Source organism: Ruegeria sp. CF1 (assembly GCF_056537445.1).
Genome location: NZ_JBQFRN010000002.1, coordinates 147,445 through 160,751 on the forward strand (window position 1 = coordinate 147,445; position 13,307 = coordinate 160,751).

Genomic DNA, 13,307 nt, shown 5'->3' on the forward strand with positions numbered 1-13,307 from the left:
TTGCTCATACCCCCGCGTTTCTCTTTTCTTGTAACTGTTTAGACATGGGCCACCTCCATGCCATGCGCGCCGCCCATCATCAGGCCGATCTCATCGACCGTCAGACCCGTGGTTTCACGCGGGGCGCTTAGTCGTCCTTCGTTCAAGGCGGCGAAACTGTCTGAGATTTCCATCAGTTCATCGAGGTCTTGCGAGATACAGATGACCGCAGTTCCCTTGGCCGCCAGATCCAGAATGGCCTGCCGGATCGAGGCCGCCGCCGCTGCATCCACGCCCCAAGTCGGCTGGTTCACGACCAGAACATCCGGGTTTTGCAGCACTTCGCGACCAATCACGAACTTCTGCAGGTTCCCGCCCGACAGCGACCGGGCGGCATTTTCAGGACCCGGCGTACGCACGTCAAAGGCGCTAATGATCTTTTCGGCAAAGCTCTTGGTCTCGGACCACTTCAGAAAGCCGTTATTCTCTAGCCCCTCGCGGACCGACCCAGTCAGCAGAGCGTTTTCGGTCAGGCTCATATCAGGGGCAGCCGCGTGGCCCAGCCGTTCTTCGGGCGCGGTCAACACGCCCAGCTTACGCCGCGCGGTCGGGCCGAGTTTGCCGATGGGTTGACCGCTGAATTTGATCGCATCTGCGGTGGTCGGAATTTCGCCAGAAAGCACACCCAGCAATTCATCCTGACCGTTCCCCGCGACACCCCCGATCCCCAGAACCTCGCCCTTGCGGACGGTCATGTGGACGTTGCGAAGCGCAGTTCCGAATTCCGACGGCGACGGCACTGACAATCCGCTGACATCCAGCGCAACGTCACCGAACTCCCGGCCGGAACGTTCAGGTGTCTGCAGGGTCGAGCCCACCATCATCTCAGCCATATCGCGCGCTGAGGTTTCAGCTGGTACACATTCGCCCACATTCTTACCCAGCCGCAGAATCGTGGCGTGGTCGCATAGCGTTCGAATCTCTTCCAGCTTGTGCGAGATATACAGGATCGATGTCCCTTCCGAGCGCAATTTGTTCAGCGTTTCGAAAAGGATTTCAACCTCTTGCGGCGTCAGAACCGAGGTCGGCTCGTCCATGATCAGCAACTTTGGGTCCTGCAGCAGGCAGCGGATGATTTCGACCCGCTGACGCTCACCTGCAGACAGATCGCCAACCGTGCGGAAGGGGTCCAAGGGCAGGCCGTAGGTTTCGGATACTTCGCGGATACGCGAGGCCAGATCACCCATTGGGGGCGGGTTCTCCATCCCCAGAGCGATATTCTCGGCGACGTTCAACGCATCGAATAGCGAAAAATGCTGGAACACCATCGCGATCCCGTCTGCGCGGGCGGCGCGCGGTTCAGGCGGTGCATAGGGCTGCCCTCGCAGCAGCATGGTGCCGCTGTCGGGTTTCACCAGCCCATAGATCATTTTGACAAGCGTGGATTTGCCCGCGCCGTTCTCGCCCAGCAGCGCGTGAACTTCGCCTTCCCCGATGTCAAAGGACACCTGATCATTGGCCACGACGCCGGGATAGGCTTTGGTCAGCCCTTGCAAGCTCAGAAGTGGAGTGGTCACGCGCTCAGGTCCTTCTTCAATTCGTTCTGTCGGGCGGGGCGTAACAGTTGCGCTGCCACGCCAACGGCGATCATCTGCGGGTGTTTGCCCAAGCCTGGATCGCCGATCGGACAGGTGATCCGGCTGATCCGCTCGGGCGGATGCCCAAGGGCTGCAAGTCGCGACCGGAATCGCGCCCATTTCGTAGCCGAGCCGATAAGCCCCGCAAAGAGGAAATTGTGCGAAAGCAGCCGGTTGCACAGTTCCAGATCCAGATTGTGCGAATAGGTCAGCACCAGATGCTCGGCATCGGTTGGCGCGTGGCGAACCAGCTCGGCGGGTTTTGCGGTCGGAACCGGGGTTACACCGGTTGGAACCACGTCGGGAAACCGCTCGGGTCCGGTATCGACCCAGGTGATTGCCAGATCGGGTAGGGGGGACAAAACGTCCACCAGCGCCCGGCCTACATGGCCTGCGCCCCAGATCCACAGATTACGCGTCGGTTTGTGAACGGGTTCGACCATCCAACCTTCGATCAGTTGGGGCTCGGGCGCGACACCCTGTCCTCGCGCTGCCGCCAGCCGACGTTTGACCGATAGCGGCATCTCTCCGCCCGAGGCCGAACGCGCGATGACGGTATCGTCCAGTGCATTCAGCGCTTCATGATCAAATACTTCACTCAGCAATGAAACAGCACCGCCGCAGCATTGCCCCATGTCGGGGCCAAGAGCGTGATGCGTTAGTCGGGTGGCGGTGGTTTGGGATCGCGCAGCTTCGGCTGCCTGATACTCCAACGTGCCTCCACCGATGGTGCCACTTTGCCCGTCCTTCCAGACTAGCATCGCGGCCCCCACTTCACGTGGAGACGACCCTTTGATGCCGGCGATGACCACCCGGACCACTGTTCCGTGGGTTTTGACCGCCTCCCTCAAAGCCTCCAAGTCAAATCCCATCAGATGCCTCCCTTCATCTTTTGGACACCGCGCCAAACTTCTTCAGCCGTGGCTGGTGCATCAAGAGCGGGGTAGGCCTCTCCACAGGCCGCGACCGCATTCGACAGGGCCAGCCATGCTGAAATACCCAGCATGAACGGCGGTTCGCCCACCGCTTTCGAACGATAGATCGTGTCCTCACGGTTTTCGGCATCCCAGAGTGCGACGTTGAATACGTCGGGTCGATCTGAGCAGGCGGGGATCTTGTAGGTCGAGGGTGCGTGTGTGCGCAGGTTGCCCGTGCCGTCCCAGACCAGTTCCTCGGTCGTTAGCCAGCCCGCGCCTTGCACATAACCTCCTTCGACCTGCCCGATATCCAACGCCGGGTTCAACGAAGCACCGGCATCATGCAGGATATCGGTGCGCAAAATGCGGTTCTCACCAGTCAGAGTGTCGACGGCCACTTCGGTGACCGACGCTCCGTAGGCGAAGTAGAAGAACGGACGGCCACGTCCGGCGATCCGGTCCCATTCGATTTTGGGTGTCTTGTAGAAACCGGTCGCCGACAGGCTGATCCGACCCTCATAGACCAGCGCCGCAGCTTCAGCGAAGGTGTAGCGTTCTGCGCCAACCGAAACATGGCCATCAGAGAAGGTGACAGTCGACGGATCGGCCTGATGCCGCTCGGCCAGATAGTCCGCCATTCGATCGCGGATCGTATCGCAGGCCGCCTTCACTGCCATGCCATTCAGGTCACTGCCCGAGGATGCTGCCGTGGCCGAAGTGTTCGGCACCTTGGCCGTATCCGTGGCGGTGATTTTGACCATCTCCAGCGGGATGCCAAAGCGCGAAGCCGCCACCTGCGCGACCTTCTGGAACAGGCCTTGACCCATCTCGGTGCCGCCGTGGTTCAGATGGACCGAGCCATCCTGATACACATGCACCAAAGCGCCTGCCTGATTCAGGTGGGTCAGCGTGAAGGAAATCCCGAACTTGACCGGAGAGAAGGCGATGCCCTTCTTGATCACACGATTCTCGGCGTTCCATTTCGCAATGGCGGCCTTGCGCGTTTCGTAATCGCTGGATTTCAGTAGGGCCTGAGTCATCCCGTGCAATTCGAAATCGCTGACCTCCATTCCGTAGGGTGTGGTATTGCCACCAGCGGGCAGAGGGCGCACGGGGGCGTCCCCGGTTTCGACCGCGCCGCGGCTCGTCAGGTCCTCATGCGGGTCGGGATGACCCAAAGGCTGCTCGGACGGCGTGATCTCGGCAACCGCATGGGCCGGTTCGTAATAGTTTCGGCGGCGCAGTTCCACCGGGTCCAGACCCAGCTCATACGCGGCGTGGTCCATCACGCGTTCGATGCCAACCATGCCCTGCGGGCCGCCGAAGCCGCGATAGGCGGTGGCGGATTGGGTGTTGGTCTTCAGCCGGTGGCTTTCGATACGTGCATTTGGCAACAGATAGGCATTGTCAGAATGCAGCATCGCGCGGTCGGCGACGGGCAGGGACAAGTCCTGCGCCCAGCCGCAGATGGCGTAGTGGTGGAACGAGACGCCCTGAATATGGCCGTTCTCGTCAAATCCGGCCTTATAGGCGATGCGGAACGCGTGGCGTTTGCCGGTGATGGTCATATCATCGTCGCGGTCATAGCGCATCTTGCACGCCTTGCCAGTTGCGCGAGCGGCCACCGCGCAAGCAACGGCCAGCGCATTGCCCTGGCTTTCCTTGCCACCAAAACCGCCGCCCATACGGCGCGTCTCGACCCTGACGGCGTGCATCGGAACGCCCAACGCATCGGCCACCTTGTGTTGGATCTCGGTCGGGTGCTGGGTCGAGCTGTGAACCAGCATATCCGCGCCTTCATTCGGCACGGCCAAAGCGGCCTGACCTTCCAGATAGAAATGCTCCTGCCCGCCAAGCTCGAATGACCCTTCGATCACATGGGCGGATCCTGCAATAGCCGCATCAGCATTGCCTTTGGCATAGATGCGCGGGCCGTCTTCGAACCGACTGTCGGCGGCCAGAGCCTCTTCGACGGTTAGGATCGGGGTTTCCTCGGCATAGTCGATCTTGCCCAAACGGGCCGCCTTGCGGGCGGCCAGATGGCTGCTGGCGATGACCAGAAACACCGGCTGGCCGATATAGTGGACCGTTCCGTCCGACAGCAGCGGTTCATCATGGATCGAAGGCGATACGTCGTTGGCGAAGGGCAGATCATCCGCGGCCATAACCATCACGACGCCCTCGGCGGCCCTCACCGCAGACAGGTCGATTGCGGTGATCTTGCCTTTGGCAATCGGGCTGAGGCCAAAAGCCAGATGCAAACTGTCCCTGGGTGTTGGGATATCGTCCACATACCGCGCGGTTCCTGAAACGTGCAGCGGTGCTGCGTCGTGGGGGAGGGGTTTGGTCACGCTCATGCCGATACCTCCAGCACATTGGTCACTTCGCCCTGATCTTCCAGGAAGTATCTTTCGAGCATCGCTTTGGCGGATTCCAGTCGATAGGTGGCCGAGGCGCGCATGTCTGTGAGTGGTGAATAATCGTCAGCAAAGGCAGGCAGCGCGGCGTCAATCGTCTCGCGCGCCCAAGGTTTACCGACCAATGCGGCCTCGACATGAGTTGCCCGTTTCGGGATGCCGGCCATGCCGCCGAACGCGATGCGCGCCTGCGTGACGATGCCGACCGAGACGGTGATGTTGAAACACCCGCAGACGGCCGAGATGTCCTGATCGAACCGCTTGCTGAGTTTATAGACCTTCAGGCGATCCAGCTGACGGGGGAAGCTGACAGCTTCGACGAATTCACCGGGAACGCGGTCCTGTTTGCCATAGTCGATAAAGAACTCTTCCAGCGGAAGGGACCGGCGGGTGTCGCCTTTGCGCAGATGAAGGGTTGCGTCCAGAGCAATCAGCGCAGGCGGGTTGTCCCCAATGGGCGAGCCATTGGCGATGTTGCCGCCCACCGTTGCAGCATGGCGCACCTGAACACTGGCGTAGCGGCGGATCATTTCGGCGTAAGAGGGGTGAAGATCGGCCAGAGCCTCACCCATCCGATTCATGTCGACCATTGCGCCAAAGCGAATTTCATCGTCGGTGATGGTGATTTGTTTGAGATCATCGCAACGGTTGAGGAAGATTACTGGATCCAGGTCGCGCAGTTGCTTTGTCACCCACAGGCCGACATCTGTTGCTCCGGCAACCAGCGTGGCATCTGGGTTTTCAGCATAAACAGCTGCCAGTTCATCGGAAGATTCAGGCAGCATGCGCGACGCAGCAGAAGATGCGAGTGGCTTGTCTTTGACCCAGACTGGCACGGGACGGTCCTCGACCGCTTTCGCAGCGCGAATAATCGGTGCATAGCCAGTGCAGCGGCACAGGTTTCCGGCAAGCTGGGTGTCATGATCCGTGGCGCCCGTCGCATGACTGGCGACCATCGACATGACAAAACCCGGAGTGCAAAAACCGCATTGCGAGCCGTGCAGGTCAACCATTGCCTGTTGAACGGGATGTGCTTCGCCATCCGGGCCGCTTGCCCCTTCGACTGTACGAACCGCTTTGCCATGCAGTTGGGGCAAGAACAGGATGCAGGAGTTCAGAGCTTTTGCGCCGTCTTCGTCCGTCACCATGACCGTGCACGCGCCGCAATCGCCTTCGTTGCAGCCTTCTTTGGTGCCTGTCAGACCGCGATCTTCACGCAGCCAGTCCAGTAGGGTGGCCGTCGGATCGACATCCGGCAGCTCCACTGTCTCTCCGTTCAGAAGAAACGTGATGTTCATTCGAGAAACCCGTCGCGTTACCCGGTTGCGCCCGTTCGGCCCTCCTTCGATGCGACGTAGAAAGAGTGGCGGGCGGTAGCTTGCCATCAGATGTTAGAAACAGCGCACCTTATCTGGCAAGAAAAACTGCCTATATGATACACCATTGCACCCGAGCGGCCCATGATTGTAGTGTGTGTGTGAAACTTAACAAATTGAAAATAAACACTTTTTGGGAAGGTGTGCGTTCCTGCGCCCGAAGCACCTTCTGAAAAAGCCGAATAATCACCGATGATTTTTTCGGCATTCGATGGTGCCGGTTCCCGCTTTTGCAACGTCGCTGGCTGAGATAGCTTAGCCTGTATGAGCAGTTCCCCCCGATTCATTCACCTCCGCGTTCACACTGAATATTCGTTGCTGGAAGGTGCCGTGCGGCTGAAGAAGCTGCCGGAGCTGTGCCAGAAGATGGAGATGCCCGCCGTCGCGGTCACGGATACCAATTCAATGTTCTCGGCCTTAGAGTTTTCGGTCACCGCCAGCGGGGCGGGTGTGCAACCGATCATGGGCTGTCAGGTCGATCTCAGTTACGTTCAGGCGCAGCCGGGAGAAAAGCCCAAAGCACCCGCGCCGCTGGTGCTGCTGGCACAATCCGAGGTGGGATATGAGAATCTGATGAAGCTCAGTTCCTGCCTGTATGTAGACAAAAGCGGGCAGTTGCCGCAGGTCACTTTGGACGAATTGGCGGAACGATCAGATGATTTGATCTGCTTAACCGGCGGTCCAGACGGGCCCGTAGGGTTGCTGTTACAGCAAGGTCAGCGCCCTGCTGCCGAGGCTTTGGTGGATCGTTTGTCCGCGATTTTCCCGGATCGCCTTTATGTTGAGTTGCAGCGTCACCCTGGCGAAGGAGGTCAACCTGAGGCCGAGCGCTTGACCGAGCGCGGTCATGTCGAGATGGCGTATGACAAGAACCTGCCGCTGGTGGCCACCAATGACGTCTATTTTCCGACTTCGGACATGTACGAGGCCCACGACGCGCTGATCTGTATCGCCGAGGGGGCTTATGTCGACCAGCAGGACGGTCGCCGACGTCTGACCGCGCAGCACTATTTCAAGTCGCAGCAGGAGATGGTGACGCTGTTCGCCGATCTGCCCGAAGCCGTCGAGAATACGGTTGAAATCGCGCAACGCTGCGCCTTCATGGCCTATCGCCGCGACCCGATCCTGCCGAAGTTTGCAGATGATGAGGTCGCCGAACTGCGTCGCATCGCCAACGAGGGTCTGCAAAAACGTCTGGCCGTGATCCCGCACGCCGTGACACCTGAAGAATATCAGGAACGGCTGGATTTCGAACTTGGCATCATCGAAGGGATGGGCTTCCCAGGCTATTTCCTGATCGTTGCCGACTTTATCCAATGGGCCAAGGATCATGACATTCCGGTGGGTCCGGGGCGAGGCTCGGGTGCGGGATCACTGGTGGCTTATGCGCTGACGATTACCGACCTTGATCCGCTGCGGTATTCGCTTTTGTTTGAACGGTTTCTGAACCCCGAGCGGGTTTCTATGCCCGACTTCGATATCGATTTCTGCATGGATCGCCGTGAAGAGGTTATCCGCTACGTGCAGCAGAAATACGGGCGCGACAAAGTGGGGCAGATCATCACCTTCGGTGCCTTGCTGTCGAAGGCGGCTGTGCGCGATATTGGGCGTGTATTGCAGATGCCATACGGACAGGTTGATCGCCTGTCCAAGATGATCCCGGTCGAAGGCGTCAAACCCGTTTCCATCGAAAAGGCGCTGAAGGATGAGCCGCGCCTGCGGGAAGAGGCACGCAATGAAGAGGTCGTGGACCGTCTGCTCACATATGGCCAGCAAGTCGAGGGGCTGCTGCGCAACGCCTCGACACACGCTGCCGGCGTGGTGATCGGAGACCGGCCGCTGGATGCACTGGTTCCAATATACCAGGACCCGCGTTCGGACATGCCTGCGACCCAATTCAACATGAAATGGGTTGAACAGGCCGGGCTTGTAAAGTTCGATTTCCTGGGTCTGAAAACACTGACCGTGATCCAGAACGCGATGGATTTGATCTTTAAGTCAGGCCGTGACCTTCACATAGCTCCCGATGGCACGGAACTCTATGAACCCGCCGAAGGGGCAATAAATCAGATCAACGCCATCCCGCTGGATGACGAGGCGACGTACAAACTCTATTCGGCGGCCAAGACGGTGGCGGTGTTCCAGGTTGAATCCTCGGGCATGATGGATGCGCTCAAGCGGATGAAGCCGGATTGTATCGAGGATATCATCGCCCTCGTCGCGCTTTATCGACCCGGCCCGATGGAGAACATCCCCAAGTTCTGCGAAGTCAAGAACAAGCTTAGCGAACGCGACACGCTGCACCCGTCCATCGACCATATCTTGGATGAGACGCAGGGCATCATCGTCTATCAGGAACAGGTGATGCAGATCGCGCAGGAAATGGCGGGTTACAGCCTTGGGGGCGCGGACTTGCTGCGCCGCGCGATGGGTAAGAAAATTCAGGAGGCGATGGATGCAGAGCGGCCCAAGTTCCTCAAAGGTGCTGCCGAAAACAATGTGGATGAGGCCAAGGCGACCGAAGTCTGGAACCTGCTGGACAAGTTCGCCAACTATGGCTTCAACAAATCCCACGCCGCCGCCTATGCGGTGGTCAGCTATCAAACCGGCTGGCTAAAGGCGAACCACCCGGTCGAGTTCATGGCAGGTGTCATGAACTGCGATATCCATCTGACCGACAAGCTCGCGATCTATTTTGAGGAAGTCCGCAAGGGGCTGCAGCTGCCCTATGTTCCGCCGTGCGTAAATCGATCCCAAGCGACCTTTGATGTGGCCGATGGGCATTTGGTCTATGCGCTGGGCGCGCTCAAGAACGTAGGCGTCGAGGCAATGAATCTTGTGGTTGAGGGGCGTGGCGAAAAGCCTTTCGTAAACCTGTTCGACTTCGCCCGCCGTGTTGACCTGAAGAAGGTCGGCAAACGCCCGCTTGAGATGCTGGCTCGCGCCGGTGCCTTTGACGAGCTCGATAAAAATCGTCGCCGTGTGTTTGAAAGCCTTGATCCGTTGGTTCAGTATTCGGCGGCGATTCACGAGCAGAAGAATTCCAACCAAGTTTCCCTGTTTGGCGAGGCAGGCGATGACCTGCCCGAACCGCGTCTGTCCCCTTCGCCTGATTGGCTACCTGCCGAACGCCTAAGCGAGGAATTCAAGGCCATCGGATTCTACCTGTCTGGCCATCCGCTGGATGACTATATGCCGGCCCTGAAGCGCAAACAGGTGCTGACACTGGACCAGGTGACTGAAAAGGCGCGCTCTGGACCATTTATCGCTAAGATGGCCGGAGTCGTTGCAGGTCGGCAGGAAAGGAAATCAGCGCGTGGCAATCGGTTTGCTTTTGCGCAGCTCTCTGATCCGACTGGGGCATTCGAGGTCACGTTATTCTCGGAAACACTGGAGAAATCCCGAGAGTTTCTGGAAACCGGCGCACAGGTGGTACTGACGGCCGAAGCGACCATGGAGGCCGATCAGCTGAAACTGCTGGGCCGTTCCGTTGGTCCGGTTGATACAGTTGTGGCCGATGCGGGTGCAACGGGTTTGCGTGTGTTTGTCGAGGATTCGAAGGTTTTGCCGAACATGGCCACGGTACTGGAAGGCGCAGAGGCTTCAGCTAAAAGGGTGGCCAAGGGACCTGTTTATGTTTGTCTGTTCGATCCCGGACTGCCAGGCGAGGTCGAGATGGATCTGGGCCGGGAATTTCCGATCAACCCAGAAATCAAAGGCGCGCTGAAGTCGCTCGAGGGGATATCGGAGATCGAAGAAATCTGATCCCGAACCGTAATGTTGCCACACGCGATGGACCCCGCTAGGCTGGGTGAACATCCTCAAAGGTCATTTCACAGGAGGGTACCGAAATGGCAAGTTCAGGCAATGTTTTCAGGATATTTACACTCGCTGCGGCATGTTCACTGGCATTGGCCACTGCGGTACATGCAGACGACAAAAAGAAGAAAAACACTCTTACCGGGGCCTTGGTCGGCGCGGGCGTTGGCGCGCTGGTAGGGGATGGTAAAGGGGCTGCGGTCGGTGGGGTGGCCGGTGCGATTATCGGACATAACTGGAAGTGATCATGATGTTGAAAAATCCCATCAAATCTTCCTTCTGCGCCATGCTGTTTGTTCTTCCGACGTTTGCTTTCGCGGATGAGGCTGCTGAGCAGATGGTGCAAGACGTCCTGCCTATGATGCACTATACATGCGCCTCGATTGCCGAAGAGGCCGACGGGGACGAAGCCTTTGTTGTCGAAGTCGTAGGAAAGATGACGGCCCTGTCACTCTACAACCGCCAGATTAATATCGAGGATCATGCAGCCTCTGACGAGGAAAAGGCCCAACTGCGCGAAGCCTTCATCGCCGCGCTGTCTGAAGGTTGTGCCGCAGATAAGAACGCCCTTCTGGGCGGGGTGGTCGACAATGCAGTGAAGTCGACGCTGGGGTTGTAAGCGAGCGCTTGGTCTTGCGAGCGCTAAAGCCTGCCCACTGGACAACGCACAAGGCCCCAGCCTCTGTCCATTTGGGCGTCTTTCAGGCCTGAGACGAGACGGTCGGACAAAAAGAGAAGGTTCGGAACTTTCGGGTCCAGCCAGATGTCCGGTACACCAAGCGCTTCAGGTATGACTACCAGTTTAGATTCCTGATTGCTTCTAGGAAGGTAGCAGATTCCCTTGCCGATGTTGTCCAGCGGTGAACGGATATCGCCCTCTGGCCCCAAAACATCGTAGTTGCCCATGGATCGCTTGTTGCACACGTTCAGAAAATAATACCGCTCGGACGTGGTCAGGTGGTTTTCAGTCGAATCCATCAACGTCAGCGGATGAAATACCGTGCCTCCCAGATCGAACTGTTCCAGAACGGATTTGGCCGCTTCTGAAACCAGAGGATAGCCACCGCCGCTGATAAACGGCGCAGTGTAGTATTCGGCTTTTGAGTTGTAGTACCACAGACTACCAATTTGCTCTTTGGTCAGCAGCTCACCGCGTTTCCAGCCCAAGTCAGATTCCTGAACCATTCGCTTGGACCACTCAACATCCTCGGGCGACTGCCTTTCACGCCATTGAGGGGTGTATTCCTTTCGGATTACCGCTGAGATGACGTTGATGTTGTTCACCGTCGTGGCAATCCACACGCATTGCGCGTTGCTGTCCTCACTCGCCATCAGCTTGCCCTCAGTAATGCGGCGGGCGTTCGTCTCCGAACACAACTCCGCCTGAACCTTCCTGCGCGCGTTCTGCTTCACGCTGCAGCAACATCTCGACGCGGCGGGTCAGGCGGTCGATCTCGTTCTGTTGGTTTGTGACGACCGAGTTCAGCTCTTCGACCGTGCGGGTCAGATGGGCGATCTGCTCTTCCAGATGCTGCATGGGGCTCTCCTTATAGGCGTCTCATAGCGACCCTGTGACGCCCTGGCCAGAGAAACCCCGCCTTGCTCCGATGCGGGCCATGGGATAGACCGCGCGCGGAACACTAAATCCCAAGGACGCCCCACATGGCCAAGCCCAAGAAACAGCCCCGCCCCAAGGCCGTAACGCCGAAAGGGTTCCGTGACTATTTCGGCGAGGAAGTCACGCAGCGCACCGAGATGCTGCGGACGATTGCGGGTGTGTATCATCGTTACGGGTTCGATGCCTTGGAAAGCAGCGCGGTTGAAACGGTTGAGGCGTTGGGCAAGTTCCTGCCCGACGTGGACCGCCCGAACGAGGGCGTGTTCGCATGGCAGGAGTTTGACGAAGGCGGCTCAAAAGGTTCCGGGGGCGACTGGATGGCCCTGCGCTATGACCTGACTGCGCCTTTGGCCCGTGTCTATGCGCAGCACCGCAACGATCTGCCGACGCCTTATCGCCGCTATGCGATGGGTCCGGTCTGGCGGAACGAGAAGCCGGGGCCGGGGCGGTATCGCCAGTTTTATCAGTGTGATGCGGATACGGTCGGCACGGCTTCGATGGCTGCGGATGCCGAGATTTGCGCAATGCTATCGGACACGCTGGAAACCGTCGGCATCCCGCGCGGCGATTACCTGGTGCGCGTCAACAACCGCAAGGTTCTGAATGGCGTGCTCGAAGCGATGGGTTTGGGTGAAGACGCCGCCGCCCGAGATAATGTTCTGCGCACGATCGACAAGTTCGACAAGGTGGGCGCGGCTGGTGTGCGTGAGCTTTTGACCAAAGGCCGTCTGGATGCCTCTGGCGCTTTTATCGATGGTGTTGGTCTTAGCGGTGATCAGGCCGAGCCGGTGATTGCCTTCCTGACTTCTAAAGCTGCAGATATCGCCGGAACGCTGGCCAACCTGCGCGCCGCTGTGGGTGACAGCAAGATCGGTGCGGACGGGATCGCTGAGTTGGAGCAGATTGGTGCGCTACTGGATGCAGGCGGGTATGGTTCGGACCGGATCGAGATTGATCCTTCGGTCGTGCGTGGCCTCGGCTATTACACCGGGCCGGTCTATGAGGCCGAACTGACCTTCGAAATATACGACGAGAAGGGCCGCAAGCGGCAATTCGGGTCGGTCTCGGGTGGTGGTCGCTATGATGATCTGGTCAAGCGGTTTACCGGACAGGAAGTACCTGCGACCGGCATCTCCATCGGTGTTGACCGATTGCTGGCCGCTTTGCGCGAAAAGGGGCGGATCGCGGCGCAGGCCACCGGCCCAGTGGTTGTGACCGTGATGGACCGCGATCGCATGGCGGACTACCAGGCGATGGTGGCGGAACTGCGCAATGCCGGAATCCGGGCCGAGGTCTACTTGGGCAACCCCAAGAACTTTGGCAACCAACTGAAATATGCGGACAAGCGGAACTCTCCAATTGCGGTGATCGAAGGCGGTGACGAAAAGGCAAATGGGATCGTACAGATCAAGGACCTGATCCTTGGCGCCAAGATTGCCGAAAGCGCCACGCTTGAGGAATGGAAAGAACGGCCCAGCCAGTTCGAAGTGCCCCGCGGCGATCTGGTCGCTAAGGTGCGCGAGATTCTGGACAATCAGGACTGA

The 13,307-nt window shown here is 58.7% G+C and carries 10 protein-coding genes; 4 read left to right on the forward strand and 6 right to left on the reverse strand.

Annotation, left to right across the window (positions count from 1 at the left end):
• Positions 1–38 precede the first annotated feature (38 nt).
• Genes ACRZ96_RS05840 through xdhA form a run of 4 tightly spaced genes read right to left on the reverse strand, consistent with a single transcriptional unit; the run spans position 39 to position 6,248 of the window.
• Positions 39–1,556, reverse strand: a complete 1,518-nt coding sequence (locus tag ACRZ96_RS05840; protein ID WP_170392491.1) for an ABC transporter ATP-binding protein — start codon at positions 1,554–1,556, stop codon at positions 39–41.
• On the reverse strand, positions 1,553–2,488 hold the full coding sequence (xdhC, locus tag ACRZ96_RS05845; protein WP_170646625.1) for a xanthine dehydrogenase accessory protein XdhC: 936 nt from the start codon (positions 2,486–2,488) through the stop codon (positions 1,553–1,555). Before xdhC ends, ACRZ96_RS05840 begins: the two co-directional genes overlap by 4 nt.
• Positions 2,488–4,890 carry a xanthine dehydrogenase molybdopterin binding subunit gene (gene xdhB, locus ACRZ96_RS05850; protein ID WP_480814317.1) on the reverse strand — a complete coding sequence of 801 codons (2,403 nt, stop codon included), beginning with the start codon at positions 4,888–4,890 and terminating at the stop codon, positions 2,488–2,490. The genes xdhC and xdhB overlap by 1 nt, the downstream gene beginning before the upstream one ends.
• Positions 4,887–6,248 carry a xanthine dehydrogenase small subunit gene (xdhA, locus tag ACRZ96_RS05855; protein ID WP_170636094.1) on the reverse strand — a complete coding sequence of 454 codons (1,362 nt, stop codon included), beginning with the start codon at positions 6,246–6,248 and terminating at the stop codon, positions 4,887–4,889. Before xdhA ends, xdhB begins: the two co-directional genes overlap by 4 nt.
• A gap of 342 nt (positions 6,249–6,590) precedes the next feature.
• Here xdhA and dnaE point away from each other — a divergent pair, with 342 nt between their 5' ends.
• From dnaE to ACRZ96_RS05870, 3 genes are all read left to right on the forward strand, one after another.
• On the forward strand, positions 6,591–10,091 hold the full coding sequence (gene dnaE / locus ACRZ96_RS05860) for a DNA polymerase III subunit alpha (protein ID WP_480814318.1): 3,501 nt from the start codon (positions 6,591–6,593) through the stop codon (positions 10,089–10,091).
• Positions 10,092–10,177: 86 nt separating this feature from the next.
• Positions 10,178–10,390, forward strand: coding sequence for a YMGG-like glycine zipper-containing protein (locus tag ACRZ96_RS05865; protein WP_170392486.1), 213 nt, complete (start codon positions 10,178–10,180; stop codon positions 10,388–10,390).
• Positions 10,391–10,431: 41 nt separating this feature from the next.
• A complete protein-coding gene (locus tag ACRZ96_RS05870; protein WP_480459582.1) occupies positions 10,432–10,764 on the forward strand; it encodes a hypothetical protein in 333 nt (110 codons plus the stop codon).
• A gap of 23 nt (positions 10,765–10,787) precedes the next feature.
• Here ACRZ96_RS05870 and ACRZ96_RS05875 read toward each other — a convergent pair whose 3' ends face one another.
• A complete protein-coding gene (locus ACRZ96_RS05875) occupies positions 10,788–11,477 on the reverse strand; it encodes an imm11 family protein (protein ID WP_480706898.1) in 690 nt (229 codons plus the stop codon).
• A gap of 10 nt (positions 11,478–11,487) precedes the next feature.
• Positions 11,488–11,682: a SlyX family protein gene (locus ACRZ96_RS05880; protein WP_170392484.1), complete on the reverse strand. Its 195-nt coding sequence runs from the start codon at positions 11,680–11,682 to the stop codon at positions 11,488–11,490.
• A gap of 125 nt (positions 11,683–11,807) precedes the next feature.
• On the opposite strand from ACRZ96_RS05880, the gene hisS reads away from it, so the two are divergent.
• A complete protein-coding gene (gene hisS / locus ACRZ96_RS05885) occupies positions 11,808–13,307 on the forward strand; it encodes a histidine--tRNA ligase (RefSeq protein WP_480706897.1) in 1,500 nt (499 codons plus the stop codon).

What these genes read in the sequence shown, in the direction of transcription:
- ACRZ96_RS05865 (WP_170392486.1), top strand. Translation starts at nt 10,178, where the DNA reads ATGGCAAGTTCAGGCAATGTTTTCAGGATATTTACACTCGCTGCGGCA.
- dnaE (WP_480814318.1), top strand. Translation starts at nt 6,591, where the DNA reads ATGAGCAGTTCCCCCCGATTCATTCACCTCCGCGTTCACACTGAATAT.
- ACRZ96_RS05870 (WP_480459582.1), top strand. Translation starts at nt 10,432, where the DNA reads ATGCTGTTTGTTCTTCCGACGTTTGCTTTCGCGGATGAGGCTGCTGAG.
- xdhB (WP_480814317.1), bottom strand. Translation starts at nt 4,890, where the DNA reads ATGAGCGTGACCAAACCCCTCCCCCACGACGCAGCACCGCTGCACGTT.
- ACRZ96_RS05875 (WP_480706898.1), bottom strand. Translation starts at nt 11,477, where the DNA reads ATGGCGAGTGAGGACAGCAACGCGCAATGCGTGTGGATTGCCACGACG.
- xdhC (WP_170646625.1), bottom strand. Translation starts at nt 2,488, where the DNA reads ATGGGATTTGACTTGGAGGCTTTGAGGGAGGCGGTCAAAACCCACGGA.
- ACRZ96_RS05880 (WP_170392484.1), bottom strand. Translation starts at nt 11,682, where the DNA reads ATGCAGCATCTGGAAGAGCAGATCGCCCATCTGACCCGCACGGTCGAA.
- hisS (WP_480706897.1), top strand. Translation starts at nt 11,808, where the DNA reads ATGGCCAAGCCCAAGAAACAGCCCCGCCCCAAGGCCGTAACGCCGAAA.
- xdhA (WP_170636094.1), bottom strand. Translation starts at nt 6,248, where the DNA reads ATGAACATCACGTTTCTTCTGAACGGAGAGACAGTGGAGCTGCCGGAT.